This is a genomic window from Streptomyces sp. NPDC002845 (genome assembly GCF_053591955.1).
The window spans coordinates 64736-82633 of record NZ_JBSFUU010000018.1 but is presented as its reverse complement, the minus strand read 5'-3'; the positions used below and the strand labels follow the sequence as shown (position 1 = coordinate 82633).

The following is a 17898-nucleotide window of genomic DNA, read 5'->3' as shown; positions in this document are numbered from 1 at the left end:
CCGCCCCGACCGGCGGGTTCCGGTCGCACCCTGGGGAGTGGTGGGCATGAGCGTGACGAGTCGGTACCGGGAAGCCTGGGAGGGCTTCTGGAGTGAGGCCCCCGACGAACAAGGAGCCGTGTTCTGGGACGCCGAGCCCGCGGTGACCGTGGGCGTCCACCTCGCCCTCTTCGAACCGCACCTGACGGACCCCGGCCTGCCCGTCGTGGACCTCGGCTGCGGCAACGGCACGCAGACCCGCTACCTGGCCGACCGCTTCGCCCGCGTCGTCGGCGCCGATCTGTCGGCCGCGGCCCTCGACCACGCCCGGCACGCCGACCCCGCGGGCCAGGCCGTCTACCGGCTGCTCGACGCGGCCGAGAAGACCGAGGCCGAGGCACTGCACGCCGAGTTCGGCGACGCCAACGTCTACATGCGGGGCGTACTCCACCAGTGCGAGCCCGACGACCGGCAGTCCATGATCGACGGCCTCGCCGCCCTCGTCGGCGCCCGCGGCCGCGCCCTCCTCGTCGAACTCGCCGAAGCCGCCCGCCCGGTGCTCATGGGCCTCGCCCAGAGCCCCGGCGGACCACCGGCGAAGCTGGCTCCCGTCTTCCGCCACGGCATCGCCCCCGGCGAGGTCGCCGACGACGCCGTGCCCGAGTACCTCCGGGCCGCCGGCCTCACCATCCTCGCGAGCGGTGAACTGCCGCTCGCCACCACCGAGCACACGGCCGACGGCATGCGCATCGAGCTGCCGTCGAAGTGGTTGGTGGCGGGCCGCACGGCGTAGACCTGCGGCTCAGCCGGAGTCCGTGTGCGTCGGTGGTCTGGACCGGTGAGAGTTATCCACAGGCCTGGTCACGGATCGTCACAAGCGCGTACGGTTCGAGTCATGAAGATCCTCATCAGCGCCGACATGGAGGGCGCCACAGGCGTGACCTGGCCGGCCGACGTGCTGCCGGGCACACCGCAATGGGAGCGGTGCCGTTCGATGTTCACCTCGGACGTGAACGCCGCCGTGCTCGGCTTCTTCGACGGCGGCGCCGACGAGGTGCTGATCAACGAGGCGCACTGGAGCATGCGCAACCTGCTGCTGGAGCGGCTCGACGAGCGGGCGCAGATGCTCACCGGGCGCCACAAGTCGCTGTCCATGGTGGAGGGCGTGCAGCACGGGGACGTGGACGGTATCGCGTTCGTCGGCTACCACGCGGGCGCGGGCATGGAGGGCGTCCTCGCGCACACATACCTCGCGAACTCCATCACCGGTGTGTGGCTGAACGACGTACGGGCCGGCGAGGGCCTGCTGAACGCGCATGTCGTCGCCGAGTACGGGGTGCCGGTCGTGCTGGTCACCGGCGATGACGTGGCCTGCGAGGACGCGCTCGGGTATGCGCCGGAGGCACTGAAGGTCGCCGTCAAGGACCATGTGTCGCGGTACGCGGCGGTGTGCCGCACACCGGCCAGGACCGCCGCCGACATTCGCGCCGCGGCCAAGGAGGCGGCCGCGCTGGCCGTACGGCACGAACCGGTCGACGGCGGGCCGTTCACCGTGGCACTGGAGTTCGACGCCGAGCACCTGGGGATGGCGGCCACCGTCGTGCCCGGAGTGGCGCGTATCGGGGAGCGCAAGGTGGCGTACACCAGCCCGACCATGTACGAGGGAATTCGCACCTTCAAGGCGGTCACCACGATCGTCTCGGCCGCGACGGAGGAGCAGTATGGCTGAGCCCATGGAGCAGCAGGCACTGGACGAGGTCGTCGAGTTCACGTCCGACCTCATCCGTATCGACACGACAAACCGCGGCGGCGGGGACTGCCAGGAGCGGCCGGCCGCCGAGTACGCCGCCGAGCGCCTGGCCGGGGCGGGCCTGGAGACCACCCTGCTGGAGCGCACGAAGGGCCGGACGAACGTCGTCGCGCGCTTCGAGGGCACCGACCCCTCGGCCGACGCGCTGCTCCTGCACGGGCATCTCGACGTGGTGCCCGCGCGGGCCGACGACTGGAGCGTGCACCCGTTCTCCGGGGAGATCCGCGACGGCGTCGTGTGGGGGCGCGGCGCGGTCGACATGAAGAACATGGACGCGATGATCCTCGCGGTCGTACGGCAGTGGGCCCGGCTCGGCGCCCGGCCCCGGCGGGACATCGTCATCGCGTTCACCGCCGACGAGGAGGCGAGCGCGGAGGACGGCTCCGGGTTCCTCGCCGACGAGCACGCCGGGCTATTCGAGGGGTGCACCGAAGGCATCAGCGAATCGGGGGCGTTCACCTTCCACGACGGCGGTGGACGGCAGATCTACCCGATCGCGGCGGGTGAGCGTGGCACCGGCTGGCTCAAGCTGACCGCGCGCGGGAGGGCCGGCCACGGCTCCAAGGTGAACCGCGCCAACGCGGTGACCCGTCTGGCGGAGGCCATCGCCAGGATCGGCGCCCATCAGTGGCCCGTACGGCTCACTCCGACCGTGCGCGCGGCGCTCACCGAACTCGCCGCCCTGTACGGCATCGAGGCCGACCTCGACGACGTGGACGGGCTGATGGACAAGCTCGGCCCCGCCGCAGCCCTGGTCGAGCCGACCGTGCGGAGCAGCGCCAACCCGACCATGCTGGAGGCCGGTTACAAGGTCAATGTGATCCCCGGGGAGGCCGTCGCCTACGTGGACGGCAGATATCTGCCCGGCGGGGAGGACGAGTTCCGCGAGACCCTCGACCGGCTCACCGGACCCGACGTGGAGTGGGAGTTCCACCACCGCGAGGTGGCCCTCCAGGCGCCGGTGGACTCGGTGACGTACGCGAAGATGCGCGCCGCCGTCGAGGAGTTCGCGCCCGAGGGGCATGTGGTGCCGTTCAGCATGTCGGGCGGCACGGACGCCAAGCAGTTCTCACGCCTGGGCATCACCGGGTACGGGTTCACACCGCTGAGGCTTTCCGAGGGCTACGACTACGCGGCGATGTTCCACGGCGTCGACGAGCGCGTGCCGGTCGAGGCGCTCCACTTCGGCGTCCGTGTCCTCGACCGCTTCCTGCGGACGGCCTAGGGAAACGGAAATCAGGGAAACGGAAGTCAGGGGAACGAAAATGGGGGACAACAGCGTGCAGACCCTGCCATACGGTTCATGGCCCTCGCCCATCGACGCCGCGCTCGCCGCCGCGCACGAAGGCAATCCCGACTTCGTGGGCTTCGTCGGTGAGGAGGCCTGGTGGACGGAGCCGCGGCCCAGCGAGGGCGGTCGGCGGACCCTGGTCCGGCGGCGGGCCGACGGCACCGAGGAACCGGTGCTGCCCGCTCCGTGGAACGTGCGCAGCCGGGTCATGGAGTACGGCGGACAGCCCTGGACCGGGACCATGCGGGACGCCGGACCCCTGGTGGTGTTCGTGAACTTCGCCGACCAGCGGCTCTACCGGTACGAAGGGACGGGCGAGCCGCTGCCGCTCACCCCCGTGTCGCCGGTGGGCGGCGGGCTGCGCTGGGCGGAGCCGCAGGTACGCCTCGACCGGGGCGAAGTGTGGTGCGTGCTGGAGGAGTTCACCGGTGACGGGCCCACGGACGTACGACGGGTCCTCGCCGCAGTCCCCCTGGACGGCTCGGCCGCACAGGACCGGGACGCCGTACGCGAACTGACCGAGGAGCGGCACCGGTTCGTCACCGGACCCCGGCTCTCGCCCGATGGCAGGCAGGCGGCCTGGCTCGCCTGGGACCATCCGCGGATGCCCTGGGACGGCACGGAGCTGATCCTTGCCGACATAACAGATGACGGCACGCTGCGGGAACCCCGCACCGTGGCGGGCGGCCCCGAGGAGTCCGTCGCCCAGGCCGAATGGGCGGCCGACGGCACGCTCGTGTACTCAAGCGACCGCACGGGCTGGTGGAACCTGTACCGGATCGGCCATGACGGCGGTACGACGGCGCTGTGCCGCCGGGAAGAGGAGTTCGGCGGGCCGCTGTGGCGGGTCGGGTCGCGGTGGTTCGCGCCGCTGGAGGGCGGGCCGATCGCCGTCCTGCACGGGCGGGGCGCCGGCGTGCTCGGCATCCTCGACCCCGAGACGGGGCAGGTCGTGGACGTGGCGGGTCCATGGACCGAGTTCGCGCCGATGCTCGCCACGCGCGGGAGCCGGGTCATCGGTGTCGGGGCCAGTCCGCGCAGCGCCGCCGAGGTGATCGAGCTGGACACCCGGACCGGCCACGCGCGCGTGATCGGTGCCGCACACGACGATCCGGTGGACCCCGCGTACTACCCGGAGCCGCAGATCCGCACCTTCCACGGGCCCGCCGGGCGCGAGATCCATGCGCACATCTACCCGCCGCACCACCCCGGCCACGTCGCGCCCGGCACCGAACTGCCGCCGTACGTGGTCTGGGTGCACGGAGGACCCACAGGCCGCGCGCCCCTGGTCCTCGACCTGGCGATCGCCTACTTCACCTCGCGCGGCATCGGCGTCGCCGAGGTCAACTACGGCGGTTCGGCCGGGTACGGGCGGGCGTACCGCAACCGGCTGCGCGAGCAATGGGGCGTGGTGGACGTCGAGGACTGCGCCGCCGTGGCGCTCGCCCTCGCCGACGAGGGCACCGCCGACCGCGACCGGCTCGCCGTCCGGGGCGGCAGCGCCGGTGGCTGGACCTCGGCCGTGTCCCTCACCACGACCGATGTCTACGCCTGCGGAACCATCCTCTATCCGCTGCTCGACCTCACGACCTGGGGGTCGGGGGAGACCCACGACTTCGAGTCCCAGTACCTGGAGTCGTTGGTCGGGCCGCTCGCCGAGGTGCCGGGGCGGTACGCGGAGCGGTCGCCCACCGAGCACGCCGACCGGATCACCGTGCCCTTCCTGCTGCTCCAGGGTCTGGACGACGTGATCTGCCCGCCCGCGCAGTGCGAACGATTTCTGGCCCGGATTGAGGGACGACGGGTGCCGCACGCGTACATCGCGTTCGAGGGGGAGGGTCATGGATTCCGGCGGGCCGAGACGCTGATCCGGGTGCTGGAGTCCGAACTCTCCCTCTACGCACAGGTCTTCGGACTGCACCCACCCGGCATCCCCACCCTGGAGCTCACCAAGTGACATCACCCGGCACCTCCCCGGCCAGACCCACCACCTTGGCCAGAGCCACCCCCCTGACCAGGCCCGCCCGCCTCGCCCCGGGCGCCCGCGTGGCCGTCGTCGCCCCCAGCGGACCGGTCCCCGAGGAGCGGCTCGGCCCCGGGCTCGACATCCTGCGCGGCTGGGAACTCGACCCCGTCGTGGCGCCCCATGTCCTCGACCGGCACCCCGAGTTCGAGTACCTCGCGGGCACGGACGCCGACCGGGCCGCCGACTTCCAGGCCGCCTGGTGCGACCCCGACGTCGACGCGGTGCTGTGCGCCCGCGGCGGCTACGGGGTGCAGCGGATGATCGACCTGCTCGACTGGGAGGCGATCCGGGCCGCGGGTCCCAAGGTGTTCCTCGGCTACAGCGACATCACCGCGCTGCACGAGGCGTTCGCGGTCCGCGCGGGGCTGGTCACCCTGCACGGGCCGATGGTGGCGAGCGTCGACTTCCTCAAGAACGCACGCGCCCAGGAGCATCTGAGGGCCACGCTCTTCGCACCGGAGTCGGTACGGACGATCACCTCCGACGGGGCGGCCGCGCTGGTGCCGGGGCGGGCCACGGGCGTGCTGCTCGGCGGCTGCCTGAGCCTGCTCGCGGCGGACCTGGGCACCCCGCACGCCAGGGCCTCCGCGCGCGGCGGGCTGCTCTGCCTGGAGGACGTCGGCGAGGCGACCTACCGGCTCGACCGGTACCTCACCCAGCTCCTCCGGGCCGGCTGGCTCGACGGGGTCAGTGGGATCGTCCTCGGCTCGTGGGCCGAGTGCGACCCCTACGACCATGTGCGCGCGATGCTCGTCGACCGGTTCGGCGGGCTCGGGGTGCCGATCGTGGAGGAGCTGGGATTCGGGCACGGGGAAGGCGCCCTGACGATCCCGTTCGGGGTCGGGGCCGCACTGGACGCGGAGGCGGGCACGCTGACCCTGGACGAGCCCGCACTCGTGTAGCCACAGTCACCGGCCGGTACGGCGGCGGGTCCGGTGGGCTGAGCCTTCTACCCGCCCCCTGCCCGCCCGTCACCCGAAGGAACCCCTCGCTGTGCGTTCCCCGCACACCTCGGCCGATCCTGACCGTATGAGCGCGAAGGAAGCGGACAGCGCCGAGGTGAGCGGGGGCAACAGGCGGGGCGGCGTGGTGATGCCCGGCCGGATCGCCGTGGCCGTGATCGTCGTGCTGGCCCTGGTGTTCATCTTCGAGAACACGCGGCACACCAAGATCCGGCTGCTGATCCCCGAGGTCATCATGCCGCTGTGGCCGGCCCTGCTGGGCATGGGGGTGATCGGGGCGGTGTGCGGGGCGTACTTCACCAAGCGGCGGAGGTGAGGCGGGGTGCCCATCGGACGGCGGGCGGCGCCTTCGCAGACGTACCGTGGGCGGATGCCTGAGAACGTTCGCCACCTCGTTGAAGGCCCCCGTGTGGGTATACGGCACTTCACCCACGACGACGGTGCCGAGTTCATCGCACGCGTGCGGGAGAGCAAGGACCTGCACCACCCGTGGCTGTACCCGCCGGACCGGGCCGACACGTACGCCGCGTACGCGGGGCGGCTCATCGAGGATCCGACGAGGGCCGGGTTTCTCGTCTGTGAGAAGGGCGGTGGGAAGGGCTCTCAAGGGGACGGAGGGAGCATCGCCGGGTTCATCAACATCAACAACATCGTCAAGGGGGCCTTTCAGTGCGGGGCCCTCGGGTACGGGGCCTTCGCGCACGCCGCCGGGCGCGGGTTGATGGGTGAGGGGCTCGGGCTCGTCGTCCGGTACGCGTTCACGGTGATGGGACTGCACCGGCTGGAGATCAATGTGCAGCCGGGCAACGCCGCGTCCATCGCGCTGGCCCGGCGGTGCGGGTTCCGGCTGGAGGGGTTCTCGCCGGACTTCCTGTTCATCGACGGGGCGTGGCGGGACCATGAGCGCTGGGCGATCACCGCGGAGATGGCCCGCGAGACGGCCCGTTCGAGGAGTTCTTCCCACCGGTCTGCCGGTGGACGAGGATGAGCCCCATGCGGAACGTCGTCGTCGTGGACGCCCCCTCCAACCTGGGCCTGCGCCCGCCCGCCCCCGGCACCGTGCCCGGCTGCTACAAGCTGGCCGGAGCCTTGCGCGAGCAGCGGATCGTGCGGCGGCTCGGCGCTCTGGAGGGCGGGGTCGTGGTCCCGCCGCGCTACGACCGGGGGGACTGGCAGGAGGGCGACGGGGTCTTCAACGCGGCCGCGATCGCCTCGTACACCCTCAGGCTCGCCGACCGGATCGAGCACCACGTCCGCGCCGGTGACCTGCCCGTCGTGCTCGGCGGGGACTGCTCCATCCAGCTCGGCGCCTCGCTCGCGCTGCGGCGCAGGGGGCGGTACGGGCTGGTCGCCATCGACGCCAGCGCCGATTTCCGGCATCCGGGCAACTCCGACCGGATCGGGGCGGCCGGCGGGGAGGAACTCGCCCTCGCCACCGGGCGCGGGCAGGAGGACCTGACGAACCTGGAGGGGCTGAGGCCCTATCTGCGCGACGAGGACGTACGGCTCTTCGGCATCCGGGACCACTACGAGGCCGACCGGGCCGAGCTCGCCGCCCTGAAGATCCCCGTGGTGACCGTCGGCGAGCTGCGCGAGTGGCAGCCGGCCGACCTCGCGCGCGTCACCGTGCAGAGCCTGGAGATCCCGGCGCCGGCCGGCTTCTGGGTGCACCTCGACGCCGATGTGCTCGACCCGTCCGTGATGCCCGCCGTCGACAGCCCCGACCGCGACGGGCTGCTGCCCGACGAACTGACCGCGTTGCTGGGCCCGTTGGTGCGCTCGCCGCACTGCGTGGGCCTCAACGTCACCATCTACGACCCGGACCTCGACCCGGACGGCACGGCGGGGGCGCTGCTCACGGACGTGATCGTGTCGGCGTTCACTGGGACCGTCGCCGACTGAGCCGCCGCACGCTGGGCACTCGTCTCCCGCGTACGCACAGGACGTACTCCGACGTACCAGAAGTACTCCGTCGTACGACAAGCACTCCGTCCGTACGGAAGGAGGTGGACGCGGTGACCAGCAGCAGGCCGCACGATCCCGGGGCCGACCCCGAGGACGAGGGCATGCCGGACCTGCAGGACGGGACGCCCGGCCAGCAACGGTCGAGCGACCCCCAGCAACTGCCCGTGGCCGGGGACGAGCCGACGATCGCCGAGGAGCGGGACACCACCGTGAACGAGGTGATCGAACACGAGTCGCTGGACGAGCGGCTGGCCGACGAGGAGCCCGAGACCGACCCGGATGCCCGGTCCGGCCCACCCGAGGAGCCGGCCGGGCTGCTGTACGACGAACCCGATCCCGATCTGCCGCGCGAACAGGATGTCTACTCCCAGGAGGGGGCGACGAGCGGACTGGCCGCGGAGGAGGACGCGATACGTGTACGCGATGAAGAGGACTTCGGGGACGATCAGTTGACGTGACGTCGGCCGGCCCCCGGGTCCGTCCCTCTCGCTCGCCGCTATTCGCCCGCGCCGCGGTCCACGTACTCGTAGATCGTGCCGTCCGGGTGCATCGCGATCAGGTTGCGCCCCGCGGGTGTCTCGACCGGGCCCGCGATGACATGGGCACCGGAGTCGGTGAGCACCCTATGGGCCTCGACGACGTCCTTGACGGCGATGGTGGCCGAAACCTTGCGCAGGATCTCCAGCTCCGACTCGGGGCCGCTCATCAGCAGAAAGCAGCCGACGGCGGCCACTTGGACACCGCCGCGCTCGAAGCGCAGCGCCGGGCCGCCCGCGAGCCGTTCGTAGAAGGGGACCGTCCTGTCCAGGTCGTCGACGCAGATGCGCAGCGTGGCTCCCAGAATTTCCATGCGGACGAGCCTAGTTGGGGCCGGGCGGGAAAGAGATCGTTTCGGACGGATCCCGTACGCCGGCCGCCCCTCCTCGATGCGGTCCCGATGCGGTCCTCGACGGCCTGGTCACCGCCTTCGATGCGTTACGGGCACGGGGGCGGGGGTACCCGGCCGCCATGAAGCGCTTGGATCACCTGGAACATCTGGACCCGCACCTGGTCGACGAGCTGGCGCAGGTGGCCCGTGAGACCGTGCGCGACGAACTGCGCGAGCAGACGCGCAGGCAGCGCCGCACGGCCGCGCTGTACGCCGCGTCCGGCGCCGTCGCCCTCTACGCGGGCGCCGCGCTGGCGCTCGCCTTCGGCCTGGCGCTCGCTCTGGGCCTGCCCGACTGGGCCGCCGCGCTGATCACCGCCGCGGTACTCGGCGTGGCGGCGTACGTCCTGCGCGGCGCGGCTCGTCCGTCCGCGTCCCGGCCGACGCCCGAGCGTCAGGCCGAGATCGCGCCCGAGACGGCCGAAGGCCGCGACCGCGGCGATGACCGTGTCGTCGGCGGCACCGCGCCCACAGGGGCCCCGGGCGGACACCGCGGCCAGGCGTACCCGCCGATGCCGACCACGCCGCCCGGCGGCGGCCCGCCCCAGCAGGAGGTCGACCCCGAGGCACCCCACCACCGGGCGTGATGACGATGACCGGACCCTTGGGAGCACACCTGGGAACGCACCGCCGCAGGGCCGTCGTGGTCACCGGGGCCAGCGGCGGCGTGGGCCGGGCCACGGCCCGGGCCTTCGCCGCCCGTGGCGACCGGGTCGCCCTTCTGGCCCGGGGGCGCGAGGGCCTCGCCGCGGCTGCGGACGAGGTGCAGCAGGCCGGCGGTGAGGCGCTCGTCGTCACTGTCGACATGGCCGACCCCAAGGGGGTCGAGGACGCCGCCCAGCAGGTCGCCGACGCGTTCGGCCGCATCGACGTCTGGGTCAACAACGCCTTCGCCGGAATCTACGCGCCGTTCGCCGACATCACCCCCGACGAGTTCCGCCGGGTCACCGAAGTGACCTACCTGGGCTGTGTGTTCGGCACCCGGGCCGCACTGCGGCACATGCTGCCGCGCGACCACGGCACGATCGTGCAGGTCGGCTCGGCCCTCGCGTACCGGGGGATTCCGCTCCAGTCGGCGTACTGCGGGGCCAAGCACGCGATCCAGGGCTTCAACGAGTCGCTGCGCTGCGAACTGCTGCACGACGGCTCCCGGGTCCGTACGACCATGGTGCAGTTGCCCGCCCTCAACACCCCTCAGTTCGACTGGGTGCTGAGCCGTATGCCGGGACGGGCACGGCCCGTCGCGCCCGTCTACCAGCCGGAGGTGGCGGCACGCGCCATCGTGCACGCGGCCGGACACGCGCGGCGGCGGGAGTACTGGGTCGGCGGGTCCACGGCGGCCACGCTGCTCGCGAACGCCGTCGCGCCCGGACTGCTCGACCGGTACCTCGCCCGGACCGGCTACGACTCCCAGCGGGACGACGGGGACCAGGACGGCCAGGGGAACCTGTGGAGTCCGGCCGACGGGCCCCATGGGCGTGACTTCGGGGCTCACGGACGGTTCGACTCCGAGGCGCTGCCGGGGAGTTCACAGGAGTGGGCCTCGCGGAATCGGGGGCGTATGGGGGTGGGGCTGGTGGCCGGCGGGGTGGGGGTCGCGCTGGCCGCGGGGGTGCGGGGGTTGCGTCGGCGTGGTTGGTTCCGCTGACACGCTGACACGCTGACACGCTGACACGCTGACACGCTGACACGCTGACAGGTGCAGTTGAGCAGGTGTAGTTGAGGCTGAGGCCCTGAGGTTCTCAGGCCACTCGGTACTCCTCGACCTCCTCCGCCCTGAGAGTCAGCCCGTGGCCGACTCCGTTGACGGGCCGTACGACACCGCCTGTCGGGTCGAGGGCGCCGTCGAAGAAGAGGGACTCGACGCGGACGTGGTCGTGGAACCACTCGATGTGGCGGAGGTTGGGGACGGCGGCGGCCACGGGGGCGTGGACGTGCGGGGCGCTGGGGGTACCCCCACGCCGTTAAGGCAGTGGGGGAGGGCCGAGACCTCCAGGCCGTGGGCCTGGGCGAGCGCGGCGGCGCGCAGGAACTCGGTGGGGCCGCCGCAGCGGGAGGCGTCGACCTGGAGGCAGTCGACGGCGCCGGCGTCGATCATGCGGGCGAAGTAGGGCAGGTCGTAGCCGTACTCGCCGGCCGCGATGTCACAGACCGAGGTGTCCCGGATCAGGCGCAGGCCCCGCAGGTCGTCCGAGGACACCGGTTCCTCGAACCAGCCGACCCCGTGATCGGCCAGGGCCCGGGCGACGCGGATCGCCTGCTTGCGGGTGTACGCGCCGTTGGCATCCACGTACAACTCGGCCTGCGGACCGATGACCTGGCGGGCGGAGCGGACGCGGGACAGATCGCGGGGCACCGCCCGGCCCCAGCCCTCGCCGATCTTGATCTTGACGCGGGGATGTCCTGGCCGTGCACCCAGCCGTTGAGCTGGGCGGCGAGATGAGTGTCGTGGTACGTGGTGAAGCCGCCGCTGCCGTAGACGGGAACCGTGTCGCGGGCCATGCCCAGCAGGCGGGCCAGGGGGAGTTCGAGGAGGCGGGCCTTGAGGTCCCACAGGGCGGTGTCGAGCGCCGAGACCGCGCAGGAGGCGATACCGGGACGGCCGGCGTTGCGGACCGCGCGGCACATCGCGTCGTGCGCCGCGGGGATGTCGAAGGCGTCAAGGCCGGTGACGACCGGGGCGAGGTGTTCGACCAGGAGATCGCCGGCCGCCGCCGGTCCGTACGTCCAGCCCGTGCCCGTCACGCCGCCCGCCATGACCTCGGCGATGACGACGGTCGTGGTGTCCCAGGCCAGCGTGCCGTCCGCCTCGGGCGCGTCGGTCGGGACCGTGTACACGGACACCACCGGCTGCTGGACTTGGAGACCCATCAGACGCCGGCCCGCTGCTGGAGCTGAGGCAGCACCTTCGTACGGTAGAAGTCGAAGAAGCCGCGCTGTTCGGGGCCGATCTGGTTGACGTACACCCGGTCGAAGCCCGCCTCGGCGAATGCGGTGAGCGCGGCCACGTGTTCGTCGGCGTCGTCGCCGCACACCGAGTTCTCGCCGACCATCTTCTCGGTGATCAGCGGCTCCAGCTGCTCGAAGTGCCGTGGCGTGGGCAGGACCTGTCCCATCTCGCCGGGGAGGAGCTGGTTCGACCACAGGCGGCGCACCGTGCGCACGGCCTCGTCGCGGTCGGGGCCGTAGCACACCTTGGTCCCGCCGCAGACCAGCTTGGTGCCTCCGCCGCCCTTGCGGAACTGCTCCACCATCGGCTCCTCGGGCATCATCGTGATGTAGCCGTCGCCGACGCGGGCCGCGAGGGCGGTGGCCTGGGGGCCGAAGCCGGAGACGTCGATGGGGACGGGCTCGTCGGGGACCGTGTAGAGGCGGGCGTTCTCGACGGTGTAGTGGGTGCCGTGGTGGTTGACCTCGTCGCCGGTGAAGAGGTTGCGCATCACCTGGATGGCCTCCTCCAGCATCTCCAGGCGGACGTGCGTGGGCGGCCAGCGGTCGCCGAGGACGTGCTCGTTGAGCGCCTCGCCCGAGCCGACGCCGAGACGGAACCGGCCGTCCGTCATCACCGCGCTGGTCGCCGCGGCCTGCGCCACCACCGCCGGGTGGATCCGCACCGTCGGACAGGTCACCGCCGTCTCGATCGGCAGCGACACCGCCTCGGAGAGCGCGCCGATCACCGACCACACGAACGGGCTCTCGCCCTGCGCGTCGTTCCACGGGTGGTAGTGGTCCGAGATCCACAGGGACTGGAATCCGGCCTGCTCAGCCATCCTCGCCTGTTCGATCAGCTCCGCCGGACGGAACTCCTCGGTCGACAGGAAGCAGCCGTACTCGGGCATGTGGAGTACCTCCGCGACGGGGTCGGGTCGGGTCGCCGTCCGAGTACCCGGCGCCTTCGGCGGAAACCCATGGGTGCGCCCGGTCGGGCGCTCGGGGGAATTGGACGACGGGCGTGACCGGTGGATGCTTGGGGGAAGCGCGGGGAGGCGTTCGGTCGGCGTTTCGTGGGGACCTGTGTATACGTGTCCGGTCGGGCGTTCGGCTGAACCGGACGGACGTGTCGCGTCCGGTCGATGCCTGGCGGAAACGCGCGGACGCGAGCCCCAGCCGACGCCTGGCGAAGGCGCGTGGACGCGCACGGCCGCACGCCTGGTGGACGCCCACGGCACGGTCGGCTGGACGTCGGGCGGGAGCCGAGGCTGTGGTGGGTCGGACGTCGGGCGGGAGCCGAGGCTGTGGTGGGTCGGACGTCGGGCGGGAGCCGAGGCTGTGGTGGGCTGGACGTCGGGCGGGAGCCGAGGCTGTGGTGGGCTGGACGTCGGGCGGGAGCCGAGGCTGTGGTGGGTCGGACGTCGGGCGGGAGCCGAGGCCACGGCCGGTCGGACGCCCGGTGGGAACCGAGGCGGCGCCCGGGACACCGTGGACGTTTGGGGGCCTTGGCCAGGGGGACGCGGAAGGTCCGTGTGTTCGTGGCGTGCGGCCTTCGGATGCCGCCGCCACGGGACCGAAAGACTCCGTACGCGACCCCGCCGGAGGCGAACCGTGAGTCGACCCCGCATCGTGATCGTCGGTGCCGGCTTCGCCGGGTACCAGACCGCCCGCACCCTGTCGCGGCTGACCCGGAACAAGGCCGACATCACCCTGCTCAACCCGACCGACTACTTCCTGTATTTGCCCCTGCTGCCCCAGGTCGCCGCCGGAATCCTGGAACCACGCCGTGTCACCGTCTCGCTCTCCGGCACCCTGCCCCACGTACGCCTCGTGCTCGGCGAGGCCGACGGCATCGACCTGGACGGGCGCGGCGTCCACTACACGGACCCCGAGGGCGACAGCGGCACGCTCGGCTACGACCGGCTCGTGCTGGCCGCCGGCAGCGTCAACAAGCTGCTGCCCATCCCCGGCGTCGCCGAGCACGCGCACGGCTTCCGAGGGCTGCCGGAGGCGCTGTACCTGCGGGACCACGTGACCCGGCAGGTGGAGCTGGCGGCGGCCGCGGACGACCCCAAGGGCTGCGCGGCACGGTGCACCTTCGTTGTCGTCGGCGCCGGCTACACCGGGACCGAAGTCGCCGCGCACGGGCAGCTGTTCACCGACGCACAGGTGCGCAAGCGCCCGCTGCGGGAGGGCATACGGCCCCGTTGGCTGCTACTCGACATCGCCGAGCGCGTCCTGCCCGAGCTGGACGAGAAGCTGTCCCGTACGGCCGACAGTGTGCTGCGGGGGCGGGGCGTCGACGTGCGGATGGGGACTTCCGTGAAGGAGGCGACGCCCACCGGAGTCCTGCTGACCGACGGCGAGTTCGTCGAGACCCGCACCCTGGTGTGGTGCGTGGGCGTACGGCCCGATCCGCTCGCCGAGTCCCTCGGGCTGCCGATGGAACTCGGCCGGCTGCTCGTCGAGCCCACGCTCCAAGTGCCCGGCCGCCCCGAGGTGTTCGCCTGCGGCGACGCGGCCGCCGTACCGGATCTGGAGAAGCCGGGGCAGTACACGCCGATGACCGCCCAGCACGCCTGGCGGCACGGCAAGACCGCGGGGCACAACGTCGCCGCCTCCCTCGGTATCGGCGAGCCCCGCCCCTACCGCCACCGCGACAGGGGCTTCGCCGTCGACCTCGGTGGGGTGAAGGCCGCGGCCAACCCCATGGGCGTATCGCTGTCCGGGCCGATCGCGGGAGCGGTCACGCGCGGCTACCACCTCGCCGCGATGCCCGGCAACCGCGTCCGGGTGGCCGCCGACTGGCTGCTGGACGCCGTACTGCCGCGCCAGGCCGTCCAGTTGGGCCTTGTACGGTCCTGGTCGGTGCCGCTGGACACGGCCTCGCCGGAGCTGGCGCGGGTGCCGGGTGCGCAGGACAGGACGGAGCGCGCCGCGAGGCCGGCGCGGCCGGAGCGGCCCGAGGTGCCGCGGCCGCAGGAGGCGTCGGAGAAGGCGGGGTCGGCGGCCGTGCCCGGAGAGCGGGAGAAGCCGCGGCGGGCTGACGGACCGGAGCGGCAGGGGGCGGCGCGGCCGCAGGAGGAGTCGTTGAAGCCGGGACCGGCGGCTGTGCCCGGAGCTCCTCGGACGCCCGGTCGGAGTGCCGGATCCCGGAAGGAGACTGACTGATGCACACGCGTCAACTCACCGAACTCGCCCAGCAGTTGCGCGTCGACAGCGTCCGCGCGGCCACCGCCGCGGGCTCCGGCCACCCCACCTCGTCCATGTCGGCGGCCGAGCTGATGGCCGTGCTGCTGGCCCGCCACTTCCGCTACGACTTCGACCGGCCCCAGCACCCCGGCAACGACCGCTTCGTCCTTTCCAAGGGCCATGCCTCACCGCTGCTGTACGCCGCGTACAAGGCGGCCGGGGCGATCAACGACACCGAGCTGCTGACCTTCCGCAAGGCAGGCAGCCGCCTCGAAGGCCACCCGACGCCCCGGCGGCTGCCGTGGGTCGAGACGGCCACCGGTTCGCTCGGCCAGGGGCTGCCCGTCGGCGTCGGTATCGCGCTGGCCGGCAAGCGGCTCGACCGGACCGGCTACCGGGTGTGGGTGCTGTGCGGCGACAGCGAGCTGGCCGAGGGCTCCGTGTGGGAGGCGGCCGAGCACGCCGCGTACGAGGACCTCGACAACCTCACCGCGATCGTCGACGTCAACCGGCTCGGCCAGCGCGGGCCCACCCGGCACGGGCACGACCTGGACGCGTACGCCCGCCGGTTCCAGGCCTTCGGCTGGCACACCGTCCAGATCGACGGCCACGACGTGGACGCCGTCGACCGGGCGTACGGCGAGGCCGTGTCCACCGCCGGGCAGCCCACCGCGGTCCTCGCGCGCACCTTCAAGGGAAGGGGCGTCGAGGCCGCCCAGGACCGTGAGGGCCTGCACGGCAAGCCGCTGAAGGACGCCGACGAGGCGATCGCGGAACTCGGCGGCGACCGTGGCGCCCGGGTGGAGGTCCAGCCGCCGCCCGCGGCACGGATGCTGCACGCCGTACGGGCCGGGCACCTCGAACTCCCGCGCTACGAGCACGGCGAGAAGATCGCCACCCGCGACGCGTACGGCCAGGCGCTCGCCGCGCTCGGCACCGGACGCGGTGACCTCGTCGCCCTCGACGGCGAGGTCAGCGACTCCACGCGCGCCGAGTTCTTCGCCAAGGAACACCCCGACCGCTACTTCGAGTGCTACATCGCCGAACAGCAGATGGTCGCCGCCGCGATCGGACTCGCGGCGCGTGGCTGGCTGCCGTACGCCTCCACGTTCGCGGCCTTCCTCACCCGCGCCCACGACTTCGTACGCATGGCCTCGGTCAGCGGCGCCGGGATCAACCTCGTCGGCTCGCACGCGGGCGTCGCCATCGGGCAGGACGGGCCCTCGCAGATGGGGCTGGAGGACCTGGCGATGATGCGCGCGGTGTACGGCTCGACCGTGCTGTACCCGTGCGACGCCAACCAGACGGCCAAGCTCGTCGCCGCGATGGCGGGCTGTGAGGGCATCCGCTATCTGCGTACGTCCCGGGGCGGCACGCCCGTCATCTACAGCCCGACCGAGGAGTTCCCGGTCGGCGGCAGCAAGGTGCTGCGGGCCTCGGACCATGACCGGCTCACGCTCGTCGCGGCCGGGGTCACCGTCCACGAGGCGCTCTCGGCGGCCGACGCGCTCGACCGCGAGGGCATCCGGGTCCGGGTGATCGACCTGTACTCGGTCAAGCCCGTCGACCGCCGCACCCTGCGCGAGGCGGCCGAACGCACCGGCTGCCTGCTGACCGTCGAGGACCACCACGAGGAGGGCGGCCTCGGCGACGCGGTCCTCGACGCCTTCCTCGACGGGCGTCCCGTGCCCCGCCTGGTGCGCCTCGCCGTCCGTACGATGCCGGGCTCGGCCTCCCCGGCCGAGCAACTGCACGCGGCGGGCATCGACGCCGAGTCGATCGCGGCGGCGGGCCGGCTGCTGGTGGAACATGCCGTCGTGCGCTGAACGCGCCCAGCGATCAAGGGAGCTGAACACACCCGGCTATCAAGGGAGTTGAGACATGGCCAGCGCGCGCACGATGCGGGTCGGCCGCCGCACCGTGGAGATCCACCGGGAGGACAAGGTGCTCTTCCCGGGCGACGAGGACGGCAAGGAGTACACCAAGGGCGACCTCGTCGCGTACTACCGGGCCGTCGCCGCCTTCATGCTGCCGCACCTGCGCGGGCGCCCCCTGATGCTGGAACGGCACCCGGACGGCATCGACGGCGAGCGGTTCATGCAGAAGAACACCCCCGACCACTACCCGGAGTGGATCGAACGGGTCGAGGTGCCCAAGGAGGGCGGCACGGTCCTCCACCCCGTGTGCGACGACGCCGCCACCCTCGTCTACCTCGCCGACCAGGCCTGCATCACCCTGCACCGCTGGCTCTCCCGGGCCGACAGCATCGACCGGCCCGACCGGATGGTGTTCGACCTCGACCCGCCGGACCACGACTTCGGGCAGGTGCGGGAGGCCGCCCGGTGGCTGGGGGAGCTCCTCGACTCGGTGGAGCTGCCGTCCGCGCTGATGACCACAGGGTCGCGCGGACTGCATGTCGTGGTGCCGCTGGGCGGGCACCACGACTTCGACGAGGTCCGTGAATTCGCCAAGAACGTCGTCGAGTTGACCGCCGCATCGCACCCCGGCCACCTCACCACGGCCGTCCGCAAGAAGGACCGCGGCGACCGGCTCTACCTGGACGTGCAGCGCAACGCCTACGCCCAGACCGCCGTCGTGCCCTTCACCGTCCGTCCCAAACCCGGCGCACCCGTCGCCACTCCGATCTCCTGGAACCAGCTCGACGAACCCGGCCTCGACGCCCGCCGCTGGAACATCGACAACGCCGTCGACCAGGCCCGCACCAAACCCTGGTGGGGGCTCATGGGCAAGGGCCGCGCCCTCGGCCCGGCCCGGCGGCGGCTCGACGCGTTGCGTGGCTGAGAACCGACCCCC

Annotated in this window: 16 protein-coding genes and 1 pseudogene; 14 read left to right on the top strand and 3 right to left on the bottom strand. The window is 72.4% G+C overall.

Annotation, left to right across the window (positions count from 1 at the left end):
- Positions 1 to 46: 46 nt before the first annotated feature.
- From ACWD3C_RS15635 to ACWD3C_RS15595, 9 genes are all read left to right on the top strand, one after another.
- Complete coding sequence (locus ACWD3C_RS15635) at positions 47 to 772, top strand: class I SAM-dependent methyltransferase (protein ID WP_451144092.1); 726 nt, start codon at positions 47 to 49, stop codon at positions 770 to 772.
- A 102-nt stretch (positions 773 to 874) separates the two neighbouring features.
- The gene (locus tag ACWD3C_RS15630; RefSeq protein WP_451144090.1) at positions 875 to 1708 is read left to right on the top strand and encodes a M55 family metallopeptidase; all 834 of its coding nucleotides are present in this window, start codon (positions 875 to 877) and stop codon (positions 1706 to 1708) included.
- A complete protein-coding gene (locus ACWD3C_RS15625) occupies positions 1701 to 3014 on the top strand; it encodes a M20/M25/M40 family metallo-hydrolase (protein ID WP_451144088.1) in 1314 nt (437 codons plus the stop codon). Before ACWD3C_RS15630 ends, ACWD3C_RS15625 begins: the two co-directional genes overlap by 8 nt.
- A gap of 40 nt (positions 3015 to 3054) precedes the next feature.
- Positions 3055 to 5037, top strand: coding sequence for a prolyl oligopeptidase family serine peptidase (locus ACWD3C_RS15620; protein WP_451144086.1), 1983 nt, complete (start codon positions 3055 to 3057; stop codon positions 5035 to 5037).
- A 35-nt stretch (positions 5038 to 5072) separates the two neighbouring features.
- On the top strand, positions 5073 to 6008 hold the full coding sequence (locus tag ACWD3C_RS15615) for a S66 peptidase family protein (protein ID WP_451144084.1): 936 nt from the start codon (positions 5073 to 5075) through the stop codon (positions 6006 to 6008).
- A gap of 127 nt (positions 6009 to 6135) precedes the next feature.
- The gene (locus ACWD3C_RS15610; protein WP_451144082.1) at positions 6136 to 6384 is read left to right on the top strand and encodes a DUF1049 domain-containing protein; all 249 of its coding nucleotides are present in this window, start codon (positions 6136 to 6138) and stop codon (positions 6382 to 6384) included.
- A gap of 54 nt (positions 6385 to 6438) precedes the next feature.
- Complete coding sequence (locus tag ACWD3C_RS15605) at positions 6439 to 7056, top strand: GNAT family N-acetyltransferase (protein WP_451144080.1); 618 nt, start codon at positions 6439 to 6441, stop codon at positions 7054 to 7056.
- Between the two features lie 5 nt (positions 7057 to 7061).
- The gene (locus ACWD3C_RS15600) at positions 7062 to 7970 is read left to right on the top strand and encodes an arginase family protein (RefSeq protein WP_451144078.1); all 909 of its coding nucleotides are present in this window, start codon (positions 7062 to 7064) and stop codon (positions 7968 to 7970) included.
- A 113-nt stretch (positions 7971 to 8083) separates the two neighbouring features.
- Positions 8084 to 8491: a DUF5709 domain-containing protein gene (locus ACWD3C_RS15595; RefSeq protein WP_451144076.1), complete on the top strand. Its 408-nt coding sequence runs from the start codon at positions 8084 to 8086 to the stop codon at positions 8489 to 8491.
- Positions 8492 to 8529: 38 nt separating this feature from the next.
- On the opposite strand, the gene ACWD3C_RS15590 is transcribed toward ACWD3C_RS15595, so the two are convergent.
- Positions 8530 to 8883 (bottom strand): VOC family protein, encoded by a 354-nt coding sequence (locus ACWD3C_RS15590; protein WP_451144074.1) that lies wholly within the window; start codon positions 8881 to 8883, stop codon positions 8530 to 8532.
- Between the two features lie 158 nt (positions 8884 to 9041).
- Between ACWD3C_RS15590 and ACWD3C_RS15585 the strand changes: the two genes are divergently transcribed.
- The gene (locus ACWD3C_RS15585; RefSeq protein WP_451144072.1) at positions 9042 to 9548 is read left to right on the top strand and encodes a phage holin family protein; all 507 of its coding nucleotides are present in this window, start codon (positions 9042 to 9044) and stop codon (positions 9546 to 9548) included.
- 17 nt (positions 9549 to 9565) lie between these two features.
- Positions 9566 to 10609: an SDR family oxidoreductase gene (locus ACWD3C_RS15580; protein ID WP_451144070.1), complete on the top strand. Its 1044-nt coding sequence runs from the start codon at positions 9566 to 9568 to the stop codon at positions 10607 to 10609.
- Positions 10610 to 10703: 94 nt separating this feature from the next.
- On the opposite strand, the pseudogene ACWD3C_RS15575 reads toward ACWD3C_RS15580, so the two are convergent.
- Together ACWD3C_RS15575 and ACWD3C_RS15570 are read right to left on the bottom strand one after the other, a co-directional pair.
- Positions 10704 to 11832: pseudogene (locus ACWD3C_RS15575) on the bottom strand (enolase C-terminal domain-like protein).
- Positions 11832 to 12800, bottom strand: coding sequence for an LLM class F420-dependent oxidoreductase (locus ACWD3C_RS15570; protein ID WP_451144068.1), 969 nt, complete (start codon positions 12798 to 12800; stop codon positions 11832 to 11834). The pseudogene ACWD3C_RS15575 and the gene ACWD3C_RS15570 overlap by 1 nt, the downstream one beginning before the upstream one ends.
- Before the next feature lie 703 nt (positions 12801 to 13503).
- Between ACWD3C_RS15570 and ACWD3C_RS15565 the strand changes: the two genes are divergently transcribed.
- Genes ACWD3C_RS15565 through ligD form a run of 3 tightly spaced genes read left to right on the top strand, consistent with a single transcriptional unit; the run spans position 13504 to position 17886 of the window.
- Positions 13504 to 15063 carry an FAD-dependent oxidoreductase gene (locus ACWD3C_RS15565; protein WP_451144066.1) on the top strand — a complete coding sequence of 520 codons (1560 nt, stop codon included), beginning with the start codon at positions 13504 to 13506 and terminating at the stop codon, positions 15061 to 15063.
- Complete coding sequence (locus tag ACWD3C_RS15560; protein ID WP_451144065.1) at positions 15063 to 16910, top strand: transketolase; 1848 nt, start codon at positions 15063 to 15065, stop codon at positions 16908 to 16910. The genes ACWD3C_RS15565 and ACWD3C_RS15560 overlap by 1 nt, the downstream gene beginning before the upstream one ends.
- A gap of 55 nt (positions 16911 to 16965) precedes the next feature.
- On the top strand, positions 16966 to 17886 hold the full coding sequence (ligD, locus tag ACWD3C_RS15555) for a non-homologous end-joining DNA ligase (RefSeq protein ID WP_451144063.1): 921 nt from the start codon (positions 16966 to 16968) through the stop codon (positions 17884 to 17886).
- The last annotated feature ends 12 nt before the right edge of the window (positions 17887 to 17898 follow it).